Source organism: Streptomyces sp. NPDC044002 (genome assembly GCF_056434525.1).
This window is the reverse complement of the sequence record NZ_JBWKEZ010000021.1, coordinates 44,433-66,654: the sequence shown is the minus strand read 5'-3', so window position 1 is coordinate 66,654 and position 22,222 is coordinate 44,433. Positions and strand designations below refer to the sequence as shown.

Below are 22,222 nucleotides of genomic sequence, written 5' to 3'. Positions count from 1 at the left end.
GAGAACCTGGATAATCGCTCTATGGCAGCAGAGGTTCGTCCGCGGCTGACCGTGCTCTCCGGCCCTTCGGGGGTCGGCAAGAGCACGGTCGTCGCGCATATGCGCAAGGTCCACCCCGAGGTATGGCTCTCGGTGTCGGCCACCACCCGCAAGCCGCGGCCCGGTGAGCGACACGGAATCCACTACTTCTTCGTCAACGACGACGAGTTCGACAAGCTGATCGCCAACGGCGAGCTGCTGGAGTGGGCCGAGTTCGCGGGCAACCGCTACGGCACACCGCGCGGCGCGGTACTGGAACGCCTGGACAAGGGCGAACCGGTGCTGCTGGAGATCGACCTCCAGGGCGCCCGGCTCGTCCGCGAGTCGATGCCCGAGGCCCAGCTGGTCTTCCTGGCCCCGCCGAGCTGGGACGAGCTGGTCCGCCGGCTCACCGGCCGGGGCACCGAGTCCGCCGAGGTCATCGAGCGGCGGCTCGACGCCGCCAAGACCGAACTCGCTGCCGAGTCGGAGTTCGACACCACCCTCGTGAACACCTCCGTCGAGGACGTAGCACGTGAGCTGCTAGCCTTGATGGCAGTTGTCTGATCTTTTATCCATCTTCGGAAGGTAGAGCGTGTCCTCTTCCATCACCGCGCCCGAGGGCATCATCAACCCGCCGATCGACGAGCTGCTCGAGGCCACGGACTCGAAGTACAGCCTCGTGATCTACGCGGCCAAGCGTGCGCGTCAGATCAACGCGTACTACTCGCAGCTCGGTGAGGGCCTGCTGGAGTACGTCGGCCCGCTGGTGGACACCCACGTCCACGAGAAGCCGCTCTCGATCGCCCTGCGCGAGATCAACGCGGGTCTGCTGACCTCCGAGGCCATCGAGGCCCCGGCCCAGTAAGGCACGTCATCGTCACCACAGGCCCGGCAGCACCGCTGCCGGGCCTGTGGTGTGTCATAGGTACCGATGCAACCGATCACGGGAGAAGCAGTGGACAAGCCGAAGGTCGTGCTGGGGGTCAGCGGCGGGATCGCCGCGTACAAGGCGTGCGAGCTCCTGCGCCGGCTGACCGAGTCGGGGCACGACGTACGGGTGGTGCCCACGGCGTCCTCCCTGAACTTCGTCGGCGAGGCCACCTGGGCCGCGCTCTCCGGGAACCCGGCCTCCACCGAGGTCTGGGAGACCGTCCACGAGGTGCCCCACGTCCGCATCGGCCAGGCGGCCGACCTTGTCGTCGTAGCCCCGGCCACCGCCGACATGCTGGCCAAGGCCGCCCACGGGCTGGCCGACGACCTCCTCACGAACACCCTGCTCACGGCCCGCTGCCCGGTGGTCTTCGCGCCCGCCATGCACACCGAGATGTGGGAGCACCCCGCCACCCAGGAGAACGTGGCCGTGCTGCGCCGCCGCGGCGCCGTCGTCATCGAGCCCGCCGTCGGGCGGCTGACCGGCAAGGACACCGGCAAGGGCCGGCTGCCCGACCCGGAGGAGATCTTCGAGGTCTGCCGCCGGGTCCTGGCCCGGGGTGCCGCGGAGCCGGACCTCGCCGGACGGCACGTGGTCGTCAGCGCCGGCGGCACCCGCGAGCCGCTGGACCCGGTCCGCTTCCTCGGCAACCGCTCCTCCGGCAAGCAGGGCTACGCCCTCGCCCGCACCGCCGCCGCGCGCGGGGCCCGGGTCACCCTGGTCGCCGCCAACACCGCGCTGCCCGACCCGGCCGGCGTGGACGTCGTACGCGTGGGCACGGCCCTCCAGCTGCGGGAGGCGGTGCTCAAGGCCGCCGCGGACGCCGACGCCGTGGTGATGGCCGCCGCCGTGGCCGACTTCCGCCCCGCCGTGTACGCCGATGGCAAGATCAAGAAGAAGGACGGCCAGGACCCCGAGCCGGTGGCCCTCGTCCGCAACCCCGACGTCCTCGCCGAGGTCTCCGCCGAGCGGGCCCGGGAGGGCCAGATCGTCGTCGGCTTCGCCGCCGAGACGGACGACGTGCTCGCCAACGGCCGGGCGAAGCTCCTGCGCAAGGGGTGCGACCTCCTCGTGGTCAACGAGGTCGGCGCCGACAAGACCTTCGGTTCCGAGGAGAACGAGGCCGTCATCCTCGCTTCGGACGGAGCGGAGACTCCCGTACCGTATGGTCCGAAGGAAGCTCTGGCGGACGTCATCTGGGACCAGGTCGCCCCGCGACTCGCGCCCCGACGTGATCTTCGCCGCGCCTGAGCGTTTTCCTTCTCGCGGGAACCTCCGTGCGCAAGAATGGAGTGCCGCAGGTCACACGGCTCCCATTGGGCGAGACGGGTGGTCCTGCGGACGGTGGCGACCGATAAACTGCACTTGGAACGTGATCGGGCGCAGCCCCCGGTGTGGTTCCGCCAAATGATCAGCCAGCAGCCGCTGCAACCCCAGGGAGCGTTGTGTCCCGTCGCCTGTTCACCTCGGAGTCCGTGACCGAGGGTCACCCCGACAAGATCGCTGACCAGATCAGCGACACGATCCTCGACGCGCTCCTCACCGAGGACCCGACCTCGCGTGTGGCCGTGGAGACTCTCATCACGACCGGTCTCGTGCACATCGCGGGCGAGGTGACGACCAAGGCGTACGCGCCGATCGCCCAGCTCGTCCGCGACAAGATCCTCGAGATCGGCTACGACTCGTCCAAGAAGGGCTTCGACGGCGCCTCCTGCGGCGTGTCGGTGTCCATCGGCGCCCAGTCGCCCGACATCGCTCAGGGCGTGGACACGGCCTACGAGTCCCGCGTCGAGGGTGACGAGGACGAGCTCGACAAGCAGGGTGCGGGCGACCAGGGCCTGATGTTCGGCTACGCCACGGACGAGACGCCCGAGCTGATGCCGCTGCCGATCCACATCGCGCACCGCCTCTCGCGCCGCCTGTCCGAGGTCCGCAAGAACGGCACCATCCCGTACCTGCGCCCCGACGGCAAGACCCAGGTCACCATCGAGTACGACGGCGACAAGCCGGTCCGCCTCGACACGGTCGTCGTGTCCTCGCAGCACGCCGCCGACATCGACCTCGACTCGCTCCTCGCGCCCGACATCCGCGAGTTCGTCGTCGAGCACGTGCTCGCGCAGCTCGTCGAGGACGGCATCAAGCTGGACACCGAGGGCTACCGCCTGCTGGTGAACCCGACCGGCCGCTTCGAGATCGGCGGCCCGATGGGCGACGCCGGCCTGACCGGCCGCAAGATCATCATCGACACGTACGGCGGCATGGCCCGCCACGGCGGCGGTGCCTTCTCCGGCAAGGACCCGTCGAAGGTGGACCGCTCGGCCGCGTACGCCATGCGCTGGGTCGCGAAGAACGTCGTCGCCGCCGGCCTGGCCGCGCGCTGCGAGGTCCAGGTCGCCTACGCCATCGGCAAGGCCGAGCCCGTCGGCCTCTTCGTCGAGACCTTCGGCACCGCGAAGGTCGACGTCCAGAAGATCGAGGACGCCATCGCCGAGGTCTTCGACCTCCGCCCGGCCGCGATCATCCGCGACCTCGACCTGCTGCGCCCGATCTACGCCCAGACCGCCGCTTACGGCCACTTCGGCCGCGAGCTGCCGGACTTCACCTGGGAGCGCACCGACCGCGTCGACGCGCTGCGCGCCGCCGCCGGCCTGTAGTCGGTAGAGCTGTCGGCCGAACGGCCCCGGACCACCACGGTCCGGGGCCGTTCGCTGTCAGTGGGGTTTGCCAGAATGCCTCTGTGAGCAGCGCCAACGAGTCCCAGCCGGAACAGCTCGCCCTGATCCGGGAGATGGTCGCCGAGGCGAAGGCCAAGGCGCCCAAGGCCAAGCCGCGCACCTGGCGCGGGGCCGCCGTGGCCGGGGAACTGCCCGTCGCCCGGGTCCTCGTGAACAAGGGCGTGCTCCACCTCGACCGGCTCTTCGACTACGCCGTACCCGCCGAGCTGTCCGAGGCCGCCCAGCCCGGCGTGCGCGTCCGGGTCCGCTTCGGCGCGGGCGGGCACCGGGTGCACGGCGGCCGCCGCGAGGGCGGCGGCCTCATCGACGGCTTCATCGTGGAACGGCGCGCCGAATCCGACTACAACGGCGCCCTGGCCGCCCTCGCCCAGGTCGTCTCGCCCGAGGTGGTCCTCGGACCCCGCATGCTGGCCCTCGCCCGGGCCGTCGCCGACCGCTACGCCGGCAGCCTCGCCGACGTGCTCCAGCTGGCCCTGCCGCCGCGCAGCGCCCGCGCCGAGGCCAAGCCCTCGCCCGAACCGCTGCCCCCGCCCGCCGTGCCCGAGCCCGGCGGCTGGACGCGCTACGGGGCCGGGCCCGCCTTCCTGCGCGCCCTGGCCACCGGCGGCACCCCCCGCGCGGTGTGGACGGCGCTGCCCGGTCCCGGCTGGGCCGACGAGCTGGCCCGGGCCATGGCCGCCACCCTCGCCTCCGGGCGCGGGGCCCTCGCCGTGGTGCCCGACGGGCGCACCGCCGCGCGGGTCGACGCGGCCCTCACCGCCCTGCTCGGCGAGGGCCGGCACGCGCTGCTGACCGCCGACTCCGGCCCCGAGAAGCGCTACCGGCAGTGGCTCGCGGTGAGCCGGGGCTCGGTCCGCGCCGTGGTCGGCACCCGGGCGGCCATGTTCGCCCCCGTACAGGACCTCGGGCTCGTGGCGGTGTGGGACGACGGCGACTCCAGCCACGGCGACATCCACGCCCCCTTCCCGCACGTGCGCGAGGTGCTGGAGCTGCGCGCGGTCAGCGAAGGCTGCGGCTTCCTGGCCGGGAGCACCAGCTGCACCGTCGAGGCCGCCCAGCTGGTGGAGACCGGCTGGGCCCGGCCGCTCGTCGCCGACCGGGAGACCGTACGGGCCGCCGCGCCCCGGATCCGCACCGTCGGGGACGAGCAGCTGGCCCGGGACGGGGCGGCCCGCGCGGCGCGGCTGCCGAGCCTGGCCTGGGAGACCGTGCGGGAGGGCCTGAAGAGCGGGCCCGTCCTGGTCCAGGTGCCCCGGCGCGGATACGCACCCCGGCTGGCGTGCGAACGCTGCCGGACACCGGCCCGCTGCCGGGTGTGCGCCGGGCCGCTGGAGGCCCCCGACGAGCGGGAGCTGCACTGCGGGTGGTGCGGGCGGGCCGAGGACGCCTGGCACTGCGAGGAGTGCGGCTCGTTCCGGCTGCGGGCCCAGGTGGTGGGCGCGCGGCGGACCGCCGAGGAGCTGGGGCGGGCCTTCCCCGCCGTGCCGGTGCGCACCTCCGGGCGGGACCACGTGCTGGACGAGGTGTCCGACCGGCCCGCGCTGGTGGTCTGCACCCCGGGTGCCGAGCCGGTCGCGGCGGACGCCGGGTACGCGGCGGCGCTGCTGCTGGACGGCTGGGCGATGCTGACCCGGCCCGACCTGCGGGCGGGGGAGGAAGCCCTGCGCCGCTGGATCGCCGCCGCCTCGCTGGTCCGCGCCGACGGGCAGGTGGTGGTGGTCGCCGAGCCGACGCTGCGGCCGGTGCAGGCCCTGGTGCGGTGGGATCCCGTCGGGCACGCGGTGCGGGAGCTGGCCGAGCGGGCCCAGCTGGGGTTCCCGCCGGTGTCCCGGATGGCGGCGGTGGCCGGGCGGGGGGAGGCCCTGGAGGCCTTCCTCGGAGCGGTCGAGCTGCCGGCGGACGCGGAGGTGCTGGGGCCCGTGCCGCTGCCGGGGCGGCGGGGGGAGCCGTCGGCGGGGGAGCGGGCGCTGATCCGGGTACCGCCCGGCAGCGGGGCGGCGCTGGCCGCCGCGCTGAAGTCGGCCCAGGCCGCGCGGATGGCGCGGGGCGCGCAGGCGGGGGACCCGATCCGGATCCGGATCGACCCGCCGGACATCGGCTGAGGCGCCCCTTCCCGACGCGCCGCGCCCAATTTCCGACGCGCCGCACCCCTTCCCGACGCACCGCTCAGCGCTGGTGCGCTTCCCGGGCTTCGCGCCGCTGCGCCGGACTCCGTCCGTCGGGGGCGGGGCGGGGCGGGTTCGGGTGGCGGGTGCCGGTGGTCGTGTGCGGCTGGGTGTGCCGCTGCGCGGGGCGGGGTCCCCTACCCGCCCTTCGCCCGTTCCCCGGGGCTCCGCCCCGGACCCCTTCCTGGGGGCTCCGCCCCCAGACCCCCGCGCCTCAAACGCCGGCGGGGCTGGAAGTGCGCTGCGCGCACTCCAGCCCGCGCGGCGTTTGAGCGCACCGGGCGCGGAGCGCCCGGCTCTTTCAGCCCGTCCGGCGTTTGAGGACCGGGGTCAGGGGCGGAGTCCCTGGGAACGGTGGAAGGGCGGGTAGGGGACCGGCCCCGCAGGGCCCCCGCCACCCCGAGGCGGGACGGCGGGCATGCGGGAACCCGCCACCCCGGAGGAACGGGGTGACGGGCCCGGGCATGCATGTCCCGGAGGGGCGGAGCCCCGGGGGTGCCGTCGGGGGTCGGCGGCCCGGCGGCGGGGTGGGGGTCAGCCGTTGCGGGGGCCCGGGAAGGCCGACTGGCGGGCTGCGGCCTGGGCCTCCTCGCGGACGGGCTGCGGGGGCACCGAGCGCGCCGCCGGGATCGTGGGCAGCGGGCCCAGCGTCCGGGTCGTGGTGCCCTCGGCCATCGGCTCCGCCGCCTCGGCGGCCTGCGCGCGGCGCGCCCCGTAGCGGCGGTGCACGGCCTGCTTGGTGACGCCGAGCGCCGAACCGACGGCGTCCCAGGAGAAGCCGAGGGAGCGGTCGAAGTCCACCGCCGCGGTGACCAGCGTCTCGACGCTGTCCCTCAGTTCCTGGGCGAGCCGGACGGTGGGGGCGGGGGCCCTGCCGTAGACGACGAAGCCCGTGGAGGGCCCGGAGCGGCGCGGGCGGTACACGTTGCCGAGCTGGGCCGTGAGCGTACGCAGTGCGTCCACCTGTCGGCGAACCCGCTCGATGTCCCGCACCAGGAGGTGCAGGCTGGCCCGTGCTTGGGCGTCATGGGTGGCGTGGTCGGCCATGGAGAAGCCTCTCGAACCGGTGCTGGAGAGCGGATCGGGCCGCAGACACCGTCTTGATCGCGGCCCGTTTCGGTCAATCTCTCTTGACCAACGCGCCAGCGGGCGCCCAGGTCACGCACTGGGGGCGTGTCGGCATATGCGAGAGGCGCGCGTGTGTGCGTACGCCCCCCGATACCGCAGGTGGGCCGGGGTGTCCGTCCCCTAGACTGGTGCGCTGCTGACAGCCGAGATAGCGAGGTAGGACCCAGTGAAGCTGGTCTTCGCAGGCACCCCCGAGGTCGCCGTACCCGCCCTGGACGCCCTGATCGCCTCCGGGCGCCACGAGGTCGCCGCCGTCGTCACCCGGCCCGACGCCCCCGCGGGGCGCGGCCGCCGGCTGGTCGCCAGCCCCGTCGCCGAGCGCGCGGAGGAGGCCGGGATCGAGGTCCTCAAGCCCGTCCGGCCCCGCGACCCGGAGTTCCAGGCCCGGCTGCGGGAGATCGCCCCGGACTGCTGCCCCGTCGTCGCGTACGGGGCGCTGATCCCCAAGAGCGCGCTGGACATCCCCCGCCACGGATGGGTCAACCTGCACTTCTCGCTGCTGCCGTCCTGGCGCGGCGCGGCCCCCGTGCAGCACTCGATCATGGCGGGCGACCAGGTCACCGGCGCCTCCACCTTCCGCATCGAGGAGGGCCTCGACACCGGCCCGGTCTTCGGGGTCCTCACCGAGGAGATCCGCCCGAGCGACACCAGCGGCGACCTGCTGACCCGCCTCGCCTTCGCCGGGTCCGGACTGCTGTCCGCGACCATGGACGGGATCGAGGACGGCAGCCTGCGCGCCATGGAGCAGCCCGCCGACGGGGTCTCCCTCGCGCCGAAGATCACAGTCGAGGACGCCCGCGTCGACTGGAACGCCCCCGCGCTGCGCGCCGACCGCGTGGTGCGCGGCTGCACCCCGGCCCCGGGCGCCTGGACCGTCTTCCGCGGCGAGCGCCTCAAGCTGATCTCCGTCGGGCTGGTCCCCGACCGCACGGACCTCGCCCCGGGCGTGCTGGCCCCGGCCAAGAACAACGTGTACGTCGGCACCGGCTCGCACGCCGTCGAGCTGCTCTGGGTGCAGCCGCAGGGCAAGAAGCCGATGAAGGGCGCCGACTGGGCCCGCGGGGTGCGCATCGCTCCCGGCGAGCGCCTGGGCGCCGCCGACGTAGGCTGATCCCGAGCCGCCCGAACGCAACCGCACCTCGTATCTCCGGAGCACCTTTCACGTGAGCGAACAGCCCCGTCGTCGTCCCGCCCCCAAGACCGGCGCCGGCAAGCAGGCCAAGCCCTACCGCCGGCCGCAGAAGGACCCCGTCCGGATGCTGGCCTTCGAGGCGCTGCGGGCGGTGGACGAGCGCGACGCGTACGCGAACCTCGTCCTGCCCCCGCTGCTGAAGAAGGCCCGGCAGGACGAGAGGTTCCAGGCGCGGGACGCGGCCCTGGCGACCGAGCTGGTCTACGGGACGCTGCGCCGGCAGGGCACGTACGACGCGGTGATCGCCGCCTGCGTGGACCGGCCGCTGCGCGAGGTGGACCCGCCGGTCCTGGACGTGCTCTCGCTCGGCGCGCACCAGCTCCTGGGCACCCGTATCCCCACCCACGCGGCGGTCTCCGCCAGCGTGGAGCTGGCGCGCGTGGTGCTCGGCGACGGGCGGGCGAAGTTCGTCAACGCCGTGCTGCGCAAGATCGCCGCGCACGACCTGGACGGCTGGCTGGAGCGGGTCGCGCCGCCGTACGAGGAGGACGCCGAGGAGCACCTGGCGGTCTACCACTCGCACCCCCGCTGGGTGGTCAGCGCCCTGTGGGACGCGCTGGGCGGCGGCCGGGCCGGCATCGAGGACCTGCTGGAGGCCGACAACGAGCGGCCCGAGGTGACGCTGGTGGCCCGTCCGGGCCGGTCCACGCCCCAGGAGCTGGTCGAGGCGCTCGGCGAGGAGTCGGCGCTGCCGGGGCGCTGGTCCCCGTACGCCGTCCGGATGGCCGAGGGCGGCGAGCCGGGCGCGCTGGAGGCGGTCCGCGAGGGGCGCGCCGGTGTGCAGGACGAGGGCAGCCAGCTGGTGGCCATGGCTCTGGCGGCGGTGCCGGTCGAGGGCCGCGACGAGCGGTGGCTGGACGGCTGCGCGGGCCCCGGCGGCAAGGCGGCGCTGCTGGGCGCGCTGGCCGCGGAGCGCGGGGCCTTCCTGCTGGCCTCCGAGAAGCAGCCGCACCGGGCGCGCCTGGTGGAGAAGGCGCTGGCCGGGAACCCGGGCCCGTACCAGGTCATCGCGGCCGACGGCACCCGCCCGGCGTGGCTGCCGGGCTCCTTCGACCGGGTCCTGATGGACGTCCCCTGTTCGGGCCTGGGGGCGCTGCGGCGCCGTCCGGAGGCCCGCTGGCGGCGTCGCCCGGAGGACCTGGAGGGCTTCGCGCCGCTCCAGCGGGCGCTGCTGCGCGAGGCGCTGTCCGCCGTCCGCGTGGGCGGGATCGTGGGGTACGCGACCTGCTCCCCGCACCTGGCGGAGACCCGGGTGGTCGTCGAGGACGTGCTCCGGGGCCGGGGCGCGGGCAACGCCCCGGTGGCGGCCGAACTGGTCGACGCCCGCCCGTACATGGAGGGCGTGCCGGCGCTGGGCGACGGCCCGGACGTCCAGCTGTGGCCGCACCTGCACGGTACGGACGCCATGTACCTGGCCCTGCTGCGCCGCACCGCGTAGGGCGGTCCCGGCGCCGCACCCTCAGTGCGGCGCCGCGCGGCGGCTGCGGACCGGCGAGAGCAGGGTCGGCAGGAACGAGAGCGCCATGACGGCCGCGCCGGCCCAGAGGGCCCCGCGCAGGCCGACGGCTTCGGCGAGCAGGCCCGAGGCGGCGGAACCCAGGGCGATGGCACCGGTCAGCATGAACCGGAAGGTGGCGTTCATGCGGCCGAGGAGCGGGTCCGGGGTCAGGTGCTGGCGCAGGCTGACGCCGAGGACGTTGCCGGAGCCGACGGTCACCGTGGACACCAGCCAGCCCGCCCCGGCCGCCCACAGCCAGGGCCCGCGGTCCGCCATCGGGACCAGCAGGGCCGCCGGGACCAGGCTCAGGGTCAGGGCGCGGCCGTAGCCGGCCCGTGCCGCGAAGGGCCGGGCCAGCCGGGCTCCGAGCAGCAGCCCCACCCCGCCGGCGGCCCAGAACAGGCCGAGCGCCGCGGCGGACAGGCCCAGCTCGCCGACGAAGAGCACCGGCAGCATGGCGTTGATCACGCCACCGCCCAGGTTGATCAGACTCGCGGTCAGCACGAGCGCACGCAGCTCCGGGTGGCCCAGTACGTGCCCGAGCCCCTCCGAGACCTGGCTGCGCAGCCGGGTCCGCCCGGTGGCGGGCGGTTTCGGGACCGGCCGGACGCCCAGCATCCGCAGGGCCGAGCAGAGGTGGGCGAGGGCGGCGCAGGCGAGGGCGACGGGGGCCGTCAGGAAGGCGATCAGGGCCCCGCCGACGCCCCGCCCGGCGATGTTCGCGACGGCCATCAGGGTCGTCATGGCGGCGTTCGCCCGGACCAGGCCGTCCCGGCCGACGAGCCGGGGCAGCACGCTCTGGGAGCCGACCTCGCCGAACACGGTGGCGCAGCCGGTCAGGAGGACGACGGCGTACAGCTGGGTCAGGGTGAGCAGGTCCAGCCACCGGGCGAGCGGCAGGGAGCCGACGAGGGCGGCCCGGGAGAGGTCGGCGGCGATCAGGACCCGGCGGGTGCGCATGCGGTCCACCCAGGCGCCCGCCGGGAGGCCGATGAGCAGGAAGGCGGCGGTGGACAGGGCCGCGAGGCTGCCGACCTGGGCGGGGCTCGCGTCGAGTGCGGTCAGGGCGAGCAGCGGGACGGCGATGTAGCCGGTGTTGGCGGCGAACTGGCTCAGGGTCGCGGCGCCGAACAGGGCGCGGAAGTCGGGGTTGCGCCAGGGGCCGGGGCCGGGCACTGGAGCGGCGTGGGGACCGGTGGGGGCGGCGGTTGTCATGTACGTAACGGTGTTCACACCTCACCGCGAAGGGCAAGCGAGTATCCGCGCCAAGATCAGTTAAGCTCTGCTACGAGGATCCCGGGTTCCGGGGCCGTGGCCGGAAGTGCCCGCAGGCATGGCAGGCTTGGGGCATGGCCGTTCAGATCAATCCCAGCATCCTGTCCGCCGACTTCGCCCGTCTCGCCGAGGAGGCGAAGGCCGTCGAGGGGGCCGACTGGCTGCACGTCGACGTCATGGACAACCACTTCGTCCCGAACCTCACCCTCGGCGTGCCGGTCGTGGAGTCCCTCAGCCGGGCCACGGACACCCCGCTGGACCTGCACCTGATGATCGAGGACCCGGACCGCTGGGCTCCGCAGTACGTGGAGGCCGGGGCCGGATCGGTCACCTTCCACGCCGAGGCCGCGGCGGCGCCGGTGCGCCTCGCGCGGGAGATCCGGGCCAAGGGCGCCCGGGCGGCCATGGCCCTCAAGCCCGGAACCCCGATCGAGCAGTACGAGGACATCCTCCCCGAGCTCGACATGGTGCTGATCATGACGGTCGAGCCCGGCTTCGGCGGCCAGTCCTTCCTGGACATCATGCTGCCCAAGGTCCGCCGGACCCGGGAGCTGATCGCCAAGCACGGGCTGGACCTCTGGCTCCAGGTCGACGGCGGGGTCTCGGCCACGACGATCGAGCGGGTGGCGGAGGCCGGCGCCGACGTCTTCGTGGCCGGCAGCGCGGTCTACGGGGCGGTCGATCCGGCCGCCGCGGTCCGCACGCTGCGCGACCAGGCGGGTGCGGCGATCGCCGCCGCGCCCTGGGCCTGCGACCACTGAAGCGGGCGCCAGGGGACGGCTCGGTGAACGGAAGCCGTCCAGGCTGATCAATGGCCGTTGGATCTGACAGGATGAACGGCGAGTCGAGAGTGTGAACACGACAGTGTGAACAGCAGTGAGGAGAGCGCGGTGTCTGCAATGTCGGCGGGACGGTCAGCCCTGCGGATGGGACCCGCGGAGCTGGTGCAGGCGGCGGCCATGGCGCGCCGCTTCTACCTGGAGGGCAAGTCCAAGATCCAGATCGCCGAGGAGTTCGGCGTGAGCCGCTTCAAGGTGGCCCGGGTCCTGGAGACCGCCCTCGAACGGGACCTCGTCCGCATCGAGATCCGGGTGCCGGCGGAACTGGACGCGGAGCGCTCCGACGCGCTCCGCGCCCGGTACGGGCTGCGGCACGCCGTCGTGGTGGAGTCGCCGGCCGACGCCAGCGAGGACGCCCCGGACCCGGAGAACCTCGGAGCGGTCGCGGCCGACCTGCTCGGCGAACTGGTCAACGAGGGTGACGTGCTCGGGCTGGCCTGGGGGCGGTCGACCATCCACATGGCCGCCTCCCTGCACCGGCTGCCCCCGTGCACCGTCGTCCAGCTGACCGGCGTGTACGACGCGGGGACCGCCGAGCGCGGCTCCGTGGAGGCCGTACGCCGGGCCGCGCAGGTCTCCGGCGGTGACGCGCACCCCATCTACGCGCCGATGCTGCTCCCGGACCCGGCGACGGCGGCCGCGCTGCGCAGCCAGACCGGCATCGCGCGGGCCTTCGAGTACTTCGACAAGGTCACCGTCGCCGCCGTGTCCATCGGCTCCTGGGAGCCGGGGATCTCGACCGTCCACGACATGCTGACCGACGAGGAGCGGGCGCACTACGCCTCGCTCGGCGTCGCGGCGGAGATGTCCGCCCACCTCTTCGACAAGGAGGGCCGCCGCGTCGGGCGGGACCTGGGCGAGCGCTGCATCACCGTCGAGGCCGACCGGCTGCGCCGGATCCCCGAGGTCGTGGCGATCGCGGGCGGGCTGCGCAAGGCCTCGGCGATCGGCGCGGTGCTCCGCTCCGGGCTGGTGACCAGCCTGGTGACGGACACGGCGGTGGCCGACTACCTGCTGACCGAGTCCGAGCCCGGACTGCGGCCGGCGCTGGACCGGGCCGACCCGGACGACTGACCGGTCCCGGCCCGCGCTCCGGGCCCCGTGGAGGCTCCCCGGCGGCGCACGTGACGAATGGTGCTGCAATCGAGACCGGGGAGTCGGCCCCGGGGCGGCCCCGCGGGCGCATACTGACGGCAATGACCAAATCAGCAGGACCTCGCCGCCATTTGCCGTCCAGCCCGTTCAGGGCGCCCGTGGAGCCGCCGGTCAGGCGGTTCGACGTCGGCGACCGCGTCAGCCATGACCAGCACGGCCTCGGCCGGGTCATCGGTGTCGAGGAGGAGGCCGTCCTCGTCGACTTCGGTTCCGTACAGAGACGTGTTCTGAGCCCCTACGCCAAGATGTCCGTCCTCTGACCGCGCCGGGCGATTCGCTACCGAATCGGATATTTGGCACGATCGGGGCATGATCCTCAGGAACGTGCCCCGGTCGTTGTCACGCGTGCTCGGGGCCCTGTTCCTGTGCGCCGCGCTGACCGCCGCCCTGGCGGGCTGCGGCGGCGGGTCCGCCCCGGCGCGGCCGTCATCCGCCGCGAGCACCGCAGCCCCCGCTCCCGCGTGGGCGAAGGGCATGCCCACGGTACGGGCCGACGCGCTGCCCCCGCAGGCGCGCGAGGTGCTCGCCCTGATCGACAAGGGCGGCCCCTACCCGTACCGGCAGGACGGCACCGTCTTCGGGAACTTCGAGAAGGTCCTGCCGAAGCAGAAGCGCGGCTACTACCACGAGTTCACCGTGCGGACGCCGGGCGAGCGCGACCGCGGCGCCCGGCGGATCGTGACGGGCGGGGGCGGGGAGTTCTACTACACGGACGACCACTACGAGACGTTCAAGGCGGTTCTCCGATGACCCTCGAACCAGAGCCGCTCGCCCCCGCACTGGCCGCCGCCGAGGAGGCCGGCTGGGGCGTCGTACGGCTGGACCTGGACGGCGTACGGAGCAAGGCGGCGCTGATGCGGCGCTGCGCGCGGGCCCTCGCGGCGCCCGAGTGGTTCGGCGGGAACTGGGACGCGCTGGCCGACCTGCTGGCGGACCTGTCCTGGCTGCCCGAGGCCCCCGGGCGGCTGCTGGCGCTGACCTCCTGGCGCGGCTACGCGGCGGAGCGGCCGGAGGACTGGGACACCCTGACGGAGGTCCTGGAGGGGGCCGCCGACTTCTGGCGGGAACAGCGGGAGCGCGACGGGGCGCCCCCGCTGACGGTGGTGCTGTCCCGCTAGCCCCGCCCGCAGCCCTGCCCGGAGCCCGGCCTAGCCCTTGCCCGGCCGGAACAGCTGGTCCTCCACCGCGCGGAGGTCCTTGTTCCAGTACGTCACCTTGGCGTCGCGTCCGGCGTTCAGGTCCCCGGTGCGGCCGGACAGGCCCTGTTCGAGCCACGCCGAGTCCTTGTTGCTGCCGGGCGCGCGGTCCTGGTAGCCCATGGACAGCGCCGTGACGGCGACCGTCTGCTCGCCCCCGCGGAACAGGTACACGCCCGCGTACGCCTTCTCCTTCGGCTGGAGGGTGGCGACCGCCCGCGGCGCGGAGCCCAGCGGGGGGAGCGGGCCCGCGACCACCGTGCCGAAGCCGACGTACGGGTAGTGGTAGAGGGTGCAGGGCGTGCCGCTGATGTTGGTGGCGGTGATCAGGAGGTTCTGGCCCGAGTCCTGCCGCCACAGCGACGGGGTGATCGACAGGTCGTCGTGGCTGCAGGCCCTGGTGGCCGGCTTCGCGCCGGTGGTGGGGGCCGCCGAGCCGCTCGGCGAGGGGCTCGCCCCGCCGCCCGGGGAGGTGCTCGCGGAGGCGGACGGACTCGTGCCCGGGGTGGCGCTCGTACCGGGGGAGGAAGGGGCGGACGGGGAGGCGGAGGCGGTGGGGTTCCTGCCGTCGTCCTTGCCGGAGTCGCAGGCGGTGGAGGTGAGGAGCGCGGCGACGGCCGCCGCTCCCAGGGCGTAGGTCTGCCATCTGTTGCGGGCGGTGCTCATGGTGGGCCCCCGTGTGCTTCGCATGGGTCGGGAGGTGGTGCGACCTCCCGGTTATGCCCCCGCGGAACACCCGCAGCCCCGCTCCTGGCGCACTGTTGCCGACCCATGACGGGACGTCACCGTTCCGCCCAAATGGGCGTGGCGCGTCCGGTCGGGGGGCCGGCCCGGACCGGCCCCCGACCGGGTGTCACTCCGCCTCCGCCGCCTGCGGCTGCCAGGGCGGGGTCTGGCCCCAGGACCAGACCGGGATCTTCGCCGCGTCCACCGGCGGCGGGTTGGGGCCCGAGTAGATCAGCGCCATCCGGGTGCCCCACTCGATGTAGTAGACGAACACCGCCCGGAACTCCGGGTCCGTCGGCAGGCCCACCTCGTCGGCCGTGTCCAGCAGCAGGTCCACCCAGCGGCGGCGCTGCCGCTCGGTGATGCCGCGCCCCAGGTGCTTGGTGGCCATGTGCTGGTGGCCGCCGTGGTGCGCCGAGTAGCCGGCCGGGCCGCCGAAGACCTCCGCCAGCCAGACCGCGACGTGCCGGGGGTGTTCCGAGTCCATGCCCTCGAAGACGGGGGCCAGGATCTCGTCGCGCAGCGCATGGGCGTAGAAGGCGTCGGTGAGCCTCTCCAGGGCCTCGGCCCCGCCCATCCACTCGTAGATCGTGGGAGTCGTGCTCATGACTGTCCGGCGGCCTTTCCCGGACCCGCCACGCCGGTGACGGAGTAGTGCTGCATCTCCTCGATGTTCGTCACGTACGGGCGGATCGCGCTGAAGAACGCCGGGAAGTGCTCACCCTTGCGGAAGCCGTTCAGGTGGTCGTTGACCGACGTCCAGCGGATGCGGAGGATGTACCGCTCGGTGTCGTCCGTGTTGTGGGCCAGCTCGTAGTCGATGCACTCGGGCGACGCGGCCAGGGCCTCGGCGGCCCTCGCGTACGCCTCCTCGAACGCCTTCTGGTCCTGCGAGGCGATCCGGTAGCGGATGTACTCGACGGTGGTGGTCATGGGTTGCGTGCCTCTCCCTGGGGTCAGGTCGTCCCGGCTACCTTTCCGGGATCATGCGTACCCGGACAGGTTTTCCGTCACTCGGACCCAGACTTCTGGAGGTCCGGGCCCTGGGCGCGCACCTGCCGCACCTTGTCGAGGGAGTCCCGCAGCTCGGTGAGCCAGGCGTCGGCGTTCTCGCCGACCAGGCGCACGCACCACGCCAGGGCGTCCGCCCGGCTGCGCGCCACGCCGCCGGCGACCAGGGTGTCGAGCACCTGGCGCTCGGACTGGCGCAGCCGGGTCATGACGGGGACGGCGAGGTGGGTGAAGAGGACCGTCTCCTCACCCGACCGCACGCCCCAGGCGACCTTGCGGCGGTAGAGCTCCTCCGCCTCGCGGGCCACCTCCATCCGCTGCTCGCGGGTGCGCTCGCGGAACTCCTTGACCGACTCGGACGCCGGGACCTTGCCGACGACCGTGATCTCCTCCCGGTCGACGGTGACCGAGACGAGTGACTCGTAGACGTCCACCGGCAGGCGCTCGGCGAACCACGCGCGGAGCTTTTCGCTCTGTTCGGCTGTAATCATGTAATCAACGTTGCATCCGCTCTCCCCGTGATCGCAAGGGTCCGGCCGTCCGCTCCGCGCCTGTTCGCTCTCAGCCCATCGACCGGTAGCGGTGGATCAGGGAGACCGCCATCGCGCCCTCGCCGACGCCCGAGGCCACCCGCTTGACCGAGTGGGCCCGCACGTCGCCCGCCGCGAAGACGCCGGGGACGCTGGTCTCCAGCGGGTAGGGGGCGCGCTCCAGGCTCCATTCCGCGGGGAGCTCGCCGCCGTTGGCGATCAGGTCGGAGCCCGTGAGGACGAAGCCGTACTCGTCCCGCTCGACCACCCCGGCCAGCCAGTCCGTGTGCGGGCGGGCGCCGATGAAGGTGAACATGAACCGCGCCGGGACCTCCCGGTCCTCGCCCGAGTCGGCGTCGTGCAGGGTGATCCGCTCCAGGTGCTCCCCGCCGTGCAGGGCGGTGACGGTGGTGCGGACCTTCACCTCGATGTTGGGCGTGCGGTCGATCTCGTCGATCAGGTAGCGGGACATGCTCGCGTCCAGGGAGGCCGCGCGCACCAGGATCGTCACTCGGGCCGCGTACTTGGCGAAGTGGACCGCCGCCTGCCCGGCCGAGTTGGCGCCGCCCACGATGAACACGTGCTGGGAGATGCAGGCCGAGCTCTCGGTGGTCGCCGCGCCGTAGTACAGGCCGGCGCCCTCGAAGCGGTCCGCTCCGGGGGCCTGGAGCCGGTTGTACGAGACCCCGGTCGCGAGCAGCACCGTCTCCGCGCTGATCTCCGTCCCGTCGGCCAGGGTCAGGATCTTCGCCGGGTCGTCGCGGGTCAGGGAGACCACCTCGACCGGGTGCAGGATCTCGGCGCCGAACCGGGAGGCCTGGATGGTGGCCCGGCGGGTCAGGTCCCCGCCGGAGAGGCCCGAGGGGAAGCCCAGGTAGTTCTCGATCAGGCTGGAGGTGCCGGCCTGGCCGCCCGGGGCGCGGGAGTCCAGCATCAGCGTGGACAGGCCCTCGGAGGCCGAGTACACCCCGGCGGCGAGCCCCGCCGGGCCGGCGCCGACGATGACGCACTCGTAGTGCGGGCGGGAGGCGGTGGTGGCCAGGCCCAGCCGCCGGGCGAGTTCCGCGTCCGTCGGGGCGGCCAGCACCGAGCCGTCCGGGAAGCGGACCAGCGGGAGCGCCGCGTCGGCCTGCGCGGCGGCGATCACCGTCAGCGCCTCGGGGTCCCGCTCGACGTTCAGGAAGCGGAACGGCTGCCCGTTGCGGGTGAAGAAGTCCCGGACGGCGTGGGTGCCGGGGGAGACCAGGTGGCCCGCGACGATGATCCCGTCGTAGGCCGGCCGGTAGGTGGCCAGCCAGTCGGAGAGCAGGTCGTCCAGCACCGGGAAGAGCCGCTCGTGCGGCGGGTCCCAGGGCTTGAGCAGGTAGTAGTCCAGCCGTACCCGGTTGATGGCGGTGATGGCCGCGTCCGTCTCCGCGTACGCCGTCAGCAGGACCCGGCGGGCGTCCGGGAAGCGGCTGACCGCCTCCAGCAGGAACTCCACCCCCGTGACGTCGGGCATCCGCTGGTCGACGAGGAACAGCGCGGGGTCGTGGCCGCGCTCGTCGAGCGAGTCCAGGATCTTCAGCGCGTCGGCGGCCGAGGAGGCGCCGAGCACCCGGTAGCGGTCGCCGTAGGCGCTGCGCAGGTCGCGGCGGACGGCCCGCAGGACCTGCGGGTCGTCGTCCACGGCCAGGATGACGGGCTTGCGGCTCTCGGCGCGCTCGGCGGCGCCCGCGGCGGCACCGGCCGCGGCGGTCGTCCTCGGCGCGGCGGCCGGCGTCGTGGCGGGGGCGGCGGCGCCCTCCGGGGCCGCGCTCACGCCGGGTCCAGCATCAGCTGGTCGGCGTAGCACCAGGCCCAGTCCTCGCCGGGCTCGTGCGAGGCCGCGATCGGATGGGTCGTCGCCCGGTAGTGCCGGGTGGCGTGGCGGTTCTTCGACGAGTCGCAGCACCCGACGTGTCCGCAGCTCAGGCACATCCGCAGGTGCACCCAGCCGTCACCCAGCCGCAGGCACTCCTCGCAGCCCTCCGCGGATGGCTTCACCGGACGTATCTGGTCGATGTGTGTGCACAACAAATCCGTCGTCATCGTCCCCGTCCCTCTCCTCGCGCACTCGTACGCCCCGTCGCGCCCGTCCATCACGGCGCGTCCAGACCATAAGTCGGTGACCCCCGAACGGTTCACCGATCCGGCCGAGGTCAGGAAGTCCGGCGGGTACTTCCTGACCTCGCCGGGCGACTACGTGAGGTGGTGCCACGACCTTGCCCGCTACCTCACGAAGTCGCATTCACGCACTTTGACGAGGGCCCCGGGCGCACGCAGTGTGGGGGACGCAAACGACAACAGGCGGCGCCTGGAGGAATCTGTGAGCAGAAAGATTCTGGTCATTGTCTCCGAACACGGCTACTGGTCCGAGGAACTGATCGGACCCGTTTCCAAGTTCGACGAGCGGGGCTACGAGATCGTATTCGCCACGCCGACCGGGAAGCGCGCGCACGCACTTCCGCCGAGTCTCGACGCGAACTACGTCGACCCCCCGCTGGGCCGCTCGGTGACCACCGAGGAGAACGCCCGGCTGGGCCGGGAGTTCGAGCAGTCGAACCGGCTCGACTCACCGCTCGACATCGAGGCGTGGGTCCCCGAACGCCCGTACACGAGCGACGAGGGGTACCTGCGCAAGCTGGAGCAGTACCACCGGGACCTGGACAAGATCGACGCCGACATCGCGGAGTACGACGCGATCCTCATCGTCGGCGGCAGCGGTCCGATCGCCGACCTCGCCAACAACGAGCGGGTGCACGCCCTGATCCTGGCCTTCGAGAAGGCCGGCAAGGTCGTCGCCGCCGAGTGCTACGGCGTCGCCTGCCTCGCCTTCGCCCGCGACTGGGGCGACCGCAAGAGCATCATCTGGGGCAAGCACGTCACCGGCCACTGCAAGGAGTACGACTACAAGGACGGCACCGGATTCCTCGGCACCGACTTCAACATGGGCCCGCCCCCGTATCCGCTGGAGTACATCCTGCGCGATGCGACCGGCCCGCAGGGCGCCTATCACGGGAATTTCGGCCACCCGCTCTCGGTGATAGTCGACTATCCCTTCGTGACCGGCCGGTCCACCCCCGACTCGTACCTCACGGGGCAGAAGATCGTGGAAGTCCTGGAGGACGGCCTCACCCGTTACGGGTGGTAGCGGAAATAGGGGGAGTCCGATGAATACCGAAGCCACTCCCGGACGGGAAAGGCTCATCGAACAGTTCAAGGCCGACGGTCTGAACGTCATGTTCGGAAATCCGGGAACGGTGGAACAGGGATTCCTCGACGCGGTGGACGCGGCGGCGGACTTCCAGTACGTCCTCGCCCTCCAGGAGACCGTGGCCGCGGGCATCGCCGACGGCTATGCCCGCGCCACCGGCGGCGCGGCCCTGCTCCAGCTGCACTCCGGCGTGGGGCTGGGCAACGGCATCGGCATGCTCTACCAGTCGCTGCGCGGCCACACCCCGCTCGTGGTGGTCGCCGGCGACGCCGGGGTGCGCTACGACGCCATGGACGCGCAGATGGCCAGCGACCTGGTCGCCATGGCCAAACCCGTCACCAAGTACGCGACCCGGGTCACCGACCCCCGGTCCGTGCTCCGCACGATCCGGCGGGCCGTCAAGATCGCCCTGACCCCGCCGCGCGGCCCCGTGTTCGTGGCCCTGCCGATGGACGTGCTGGACGAGCCCAACTCCGAGCCCGTCCTGCCCGCCACGGTGCCGCTCACCGACGTGGCGCCCTCCCCGGCCTCCGTCGGACGGGCGGCCGAGCTGCTCGCCGGCGCCGAGCACCCGGTGGTCCTCGTCGGGGACGGGGTCGCGCTCTCCGGGGCGCAGGCCGAACTCGCCGCCGTCGCCGAGCTGCTGGGCGCCGACGTGTACGAGGTCGACTCGTCCGAGGTGAACATCGCCGCCTCGCACCCGCTGCGCCGCGGCCAGACCGGCCACATGTTCGGCCCGCACAGCAAGGAACTGGTCGGGCGGGCGGACGGGGTGCTGATCGTCGGCACCTACGTCTTCCCCGAGGTGTTCCCCGAACTGGAGAACCCCTTCCGGCCCGGCGCCAAGGTCGTGCACATCGACCTCAACGCCTACGAGATCGCCAAGAACCACCCCGTGGACCTGGGCCTGGCCGCCGACCCGCGGCACGCGCTGCGCGCGCTGGCCGGCGTACTGGAACAGCGGCTGACCCCGGCCCGGCGGGCGGCGGCGGCCGCACGGCTGGAGGTGCGGACCCGCGAGCGGGCCCGGGCCGCCCTGGAGCGGACGGACGACGACACGCCGATGGCCGTCTTCCTGCGGACGCTCGCCGAACGCACCGGCGGGGACCTGATCGTCTTCGACGAGGCGCTCACCACCTCCCCGCTGGTCACCCGGTACCTGCCGCCCGAACGCCCCGGCGACTACCACCTCACCCGCGGCGGCTCGCTCGGCGTCGGCTTCCCGGGGGCGGTCGGCGCCAAGCTCGCCCACCCGGACCGGCTCGTCGTCGGCTTCGCGGGCGACGGCGGGTCCATGTACACCTACCAGGCGCTGTGGACGGCGGTCCGGCACGGCATCGCCGCCAAGTTCGTGGTCTGCAACAACCGCAAGTACCGGCTGCTCGACGACAACATCGCCCAGTACTGGCGGGAGCGGGACATCGCGGAGCACCCCTTCCCGGGCTCCTTCGACCTCTCCCGCCCCGAGATCGACTTCGCCGGGCTGGCCCGGGCACTGGGCGCCGAGGGGACCCGGGTGGAGAAGCCCGACGAGGCCGCGGCCGCCGTCACCCGGATGCTGGCCCACCCCGGCCCGTACCTGGTCGACGTCCAGGTCTGAGCAGTGCCCGCACCCGGCCCGGCCGGGGCACACCACGCGACACACCGACGGACAGGAGGAGACCGCATGCCCGCCGAGCGGCTGACCGAGGACGCCATCCGCGCCTTCGCCGAGAACTGGTACGTGGCCCTGGACCGGCACCTCCCGCTGGAGCAGGTCCTCGCCCTCATCACCGAGGACCTGGAGTTCAAGGTCCCCGAGGACACCTTCCTCGGGCACCAGGGCTTCGGCCGCTGGTACGACGCCGTCACCCACCGGTTCTTCGACGAGGTGCACACGGTCACCAAGGTGGAGCCGGTCATCGAGGGCGACCGCGCCGTCGTCCGGGTCCTCGTCAACTGGCAGGCCAAGATCTGGGACCCGCCGGCCGCCCGCAGCCAGTGGCTCGGCTTCGATGCCGACCAGACCTGGACGCTCGTGGCCGGTGACGACGGCCCGCTGATCAAGCAGTACACCGTCAACGAACTGGCGCCGATGCCCGGTTCGGGCTCGCTCTGAGGGGGCGGCGGCGATGACCGGAGTGACACGCGAGCGGGTCGAGGCCGCCTACCGGGCGCTGGGCTCCGGCGACCGCGCCCGGATCCTCGACTACTACGCCGAGGACCTGCGCTGGCTGGTGCCGGGCAACCACCCGCTCGCCGGCTGGTACGAGGGCCTGGACGCCTTCCTGGAGCTGATGGGCCGGACCCACAAGCTCACCGGCGGCACCTTCCGGATGGACCTGGAGGCGGTCCTCGTCGGGGAGGACTGCAGCGCCGACGTGTGCCGCAACACCGCCCTGCGCGACGGCGCCGACCCGGCGGCCGGCTCCCCGTACGAGCGGATGGACTACCAGGTCTTCCACTTCATGCGGTGGCGGGACGGCCGGATCACCGAGGGCCGCGACGGGCTCTTCGGGGACACGGCGGCCGCCTTCAGCCAGTTCTGGGCACCGTTCGCGCCGGACGGGACCCGCAGGGACCGATAGACCGACAGGGGGATGAGA

General features: G+C 73.3%; 24 protein-coding genes. 16 read left to right on the top strand and 8 right to left on the bottom strand.

Features of this window, described 5'->3' with window-relative positions; translation table 11 throughout:
- Positions 1 to 21: 21 nt before the first annotated feature.
- The 5 genes from gmk to AC07A6_RS17935 all read left to right on the top strand — a co-directional run bounded on the left by gmk (position 22) and on the right by AC07A6_RS17935 (position 5,789).
- Complete coding sequence (gmk, locus tag AC07A6_RS17955; RefSeq protein ID WP_478777684.1) at positions 22 to 585, top strand: guanylate kinase; 564 nt, start codon at positions 22 to 24, stop codon at positions 583 to 585.
- A 28-nt stretch (positions 586 to 613) separates the two neighbouring features.
- Positions 614 to 886: a DNA-directed RNA polymerase subunit omega gene (gene rpoZ / locus AC07A6_RS17950; protein ID WP_004948662.1), complete on the top strand. Its 273-nt coding sequence runs from the start codon at positions 614 to 616 to the stop codon at positions 884 to 886.
- A 90-nt stretch (positions 887 to 976) separates the two neighbouring features.
- Positions 977 to 2,203 (top strand): bifunctional phosphopantothenoylcysteine decarboxylase/phosphopantothenate--cysteine ligase CoaBC, encoded by a 1,227-nt coding sequence (coaBC, locus tag AC07A6_RS17945; protein WP_478777683.1) that lies wholly within the window; start codon positions 977 to 979, stop codon positions 2,201 to 2,203.
- 194 nt (positions 2,204 to 2,397) lie between these two features.
- A complete protein-coding gene (gene metK, locus AC07A6_RS17940; protein ID WP_125817760.1) occupies positions 2,398 to 3,606 on the top strand; it encodes a methionine adenosyltransferase in 1,209 nt (402 codons plus the stop codon).
- 83 nt (positions 3,607 to 3,689) lie between these two features.
- Entirely contained in the window at positions 3,690 to 5,789 is a 2,100-nt protein-coding gene (locus AC07A6_RS17935) for a primosomal protein N' (protein WP_478777682.1), read from the top strand.
- Between the two features lie 597 nt (positions 5,790 to 6,386).
- Here the strand turns inward: AC07A6_RS17935 and AC07A6_RS17930 are convergent.
- The gene (locus AC07A6_RS17930; protein WP_362468200.1) at positions 6,387 to 6,899 is read right to left on the bottom strand and encodes a hypothetical protein; all 513 of its coding nucleotides are present in this window, start codon (positions 6,897 to 6,899) and stop codon (positions 6,387 to 6,389) included.
- A 247-nt stretch (positions 6,900 to 7,146) separates the two neighbouring features.
- Between AC07A6_RS17930 and fmt the strand changes: the two genes are divergently transcribed.
- On the top strand, positions 7,147 to 8,091 hold the full coding sequence (gene fmt, locus AC07A6_RS17925; RefSeq protein WP_478777681.1) for a methionyl-tRNA formyltransferase: 945 nt from the start codon (positions 7,147 to 7,149) through the stop codon (positions 8,089 to 8,091).
- 52 nt (positions 8,092 to 8,143) lie between these two features.
- A complete protein-coding gene (locus AC07A6_RS17920; RefSeq protein WP_478777680.1) occupies positions 8,144 to 9,610 on the top strand; it encodes an RsmB/NOP family class I SAM-dependent RNA methyltransferase in 1,467 nt (488 codons plus the stop codon).
- 21 nt (positions 9,611 to 9,631) lie between these two features.
- Here AC07A6_RS17920 and AC07A6_RS17915 read toward each other — a convergent pair whose 3' ends face one another.
- Positions 9,632 to 10,885 (bottom strand): MFS transporter, encoded by a 1,254-nt coding sequence (locus AC07A6_RS17915; protein ID WP_478777679.1) that lies wholly within the window; start codon positions 10,883 to 10,885, stop codon positions 9,632 to 9,634.
- A 134-nt stretch (positions 10,886 to 11,019) separates the two neighbouring features.
- On the opposite strand from AC07A6_RS17915, the gene rpe reads away from it, so the two are divergent.
- From rpe to AC07A6_RS17890, 5 genes are all read left to right on the top strand, one after another.
- The gene (gene rpe / locus AC07A6_RS17910) at positions 11,020 to 11,706 is read left to right on the top strand and encodes a ribulose-phosphate 3-epimerase (protein ID WP_362468208.1); all 687 of its coding nucleotides are present in this window, start codon (positions 11,020 to 11,022) and stop codon (positions 11,704 to 11,706) included.
- Between the two features lie 138 nt (positions 11,707 to 11,844).
- Complete coding sequence (locus AC07A6_RS17905) at positions 11,845 to 12,858, top strand: sugar-binding transcriptional regulator (RefSeq protein WP_042800630.1); 1,014 nt, start codon at positions 11,845 to 11,847, stop codon at positions 12,856 to 12,858.
- Positions 12,859 to 12,980: 122 nt separating this feature from the next.
- Positions 12,981 to 13,199 (top strand): hypothetical protein, encoded by a 219-nt coding sequence (locus tag AC07A6_RS17900; protein WP_362468210.1) that lies wholly within the window; start codon positions 12,981 to 12,983, stop codon positions 13,197 to 13,199.
- Between the two features lie 49 nt (positions 13,200 to 13,248).
- Entirely contained in the window at positions 13,249 to 13,689 is a 441-nt protein-coding gene (locus AC07A6_RS17895) for a guanyl-specific ribonuclease (protein ID WP_125817755.1), read from the top strand.
- Positions 13,686 to 14,057 carry a barstar family protein gene (locus AC07A6_RS17890; protein ID WP_478777678.1) on the top strand — a complete coding sequence of 124 codons (372 nt, stop codon included), beginning with the start codon at positions 13,686 to 13,688 and terminating at the stop codon, positions 14,055 to 14,057. The genes AC07A6_RS17895 and AC07A6_RS17890 overlap by 4 nt, the downstream gene beginning before the upstream one ends.
- A 30-nt stretch (positions 14,058 to 14,087) precedes the next feature.
- Here AC07A6_RS17890 and AC07A6_RS17885 read toward each other — a convergent pair whose 3' ends face one another.
- From AC07A6_RS17885 to AC07A6_RS17860, 6 genes are all read right to left on the bottom strand, one after another.
- The gene (locus tag AC07A6_RS17885; RefSeq protein WP_362468216.1) at positions 14,088 to 14,801 is read right to left on the bottom strand and encodes a DUF4232 domain-containing protein; all 714 of its coding nucleotides are present in this window, start codon (positions 14,799 to 14,801) and stop codon (positions 14,088 to 14,090) included.
- Between the two features lie 187 nt (positions 14,802 to 14,988).
- Entirely contained in the window at positions 14,989 to 15,468 is a 480-nt protein-coding gene (locus tag AC07A6_RS17880; RefSeq protein WP_478777677.1) for a group II truncated hemoglobin, read from the bottom strand.
- Complete coding sequence (locus tag AC07A6_RS17875; protein ID WP_478777676.1) at positions 15,465 to 15,794, bottom strand: putative quinol monooxygenase; 330 nt, start codon at positions 15,792 to 15,794, stop codon at positions 15,465 to 15,467. The genes AC07A6_RS17880 and AC07A6_RS17875 overlap by 4 nt, the downstream gene beginning before the upstream one ends.
- Positions 15,795 to 15,871: 77 nt before the next feature.
- Complete coding sequence (locus AC07A6_RS17870) at positions 15,872 to 16,363, bottom strand: hypothetical protein (protein WP_362468222.1); 492 nt, start codon at positions 16,361 to 16,363, stop codon at positions 15,872 to 15,874.
- A 70-nt stretch (positions 16,364 to 16,433) separates the two neighbouring features.
- Entirely contained in the window at positions 16,434 to 18,077 is a 1,644-nt protein-coding gene (locus tag AC07A6_RS17865) for an FAD-dependent oxidoreductase (protein ID WP_362468274.1), read from the bottom strand.
- 122 nt (positions 18,078 to 18,199) lie between these two features.
- Positions 18,200 to 18,472: a UBP-type zinc finger domain-containing protein gene (locus AC07A6_RS17860; RefSeq protein WP_478777675.1), complete on the bottom strand. Its 273-nt coding sequence runs from the start codon at positions 18,470 to 18,472 to the stop codon at positions 18,200 to 18,202.
- Between the two features lie 277 nt (positions 18,473 to 18,749).
- Here AC07A6_RS17860 and AC07A6_RS17855 point away from each other — a divergent pair, with 277 nt between their 5' ends.
- From AC07A6_RS17855 to AC07A6_RS17840, 4 genes are all read left to right on the top strand, one after another.
- Positions 18,750 to 19,574, top strand: coding sequence for a type 1 glutamine amidotransferase domain-containing protein (locus AC07A6_RS17855; RefSeq protein ID WP_362468226.1), 825 nt, complete (start codon positions 18,750 to 18,752; stop codon positions 19,572 to 19,574).
- A gap of 19 nt (positions 19,575 to 19,593) precedes the next feature.
- On the top strand, positions 19,594 to 21,237 hold the full coding sequence (locus AC07A6_RS17850; RefSeq protein WP_362468228.1) for a thiamine pyrophosphate-binding protein: 1,644 nt from the start codon (positions 19,594 to 19,596) through the stop codon (positions 21,235 to 21,237).
- 66 nt (positions 21,238 to 21,303) lie between these two features.
- Positions 21,304 to 21,735, top strand: a complete 432-nt coding sequence (locus AC07A6_RS17845) for a nuclear transport factor 2 family protein (RefSeq protein ID WP_401248702.1) — start codon at positions 21,304 to 21,306, stop codon at positions 21,733 to 21,735.
- Between the two features lie 13 nt (positions 21,736 to 21,748).
- Complete coding sequence (locus AC07A6_RS17840) at positions 21,749 to 22,204, top strand: nuclear transport factor 2 family protein (RefSeq protein ID WP_362468232.1); 456 nt, start codon at positions 21,749 to 21,751, stop codon at positions 22,202 to 22,204.
- The last annotated feature ends 18 nt before the right edge of the window (positions 22,205 to 22,222 follow it).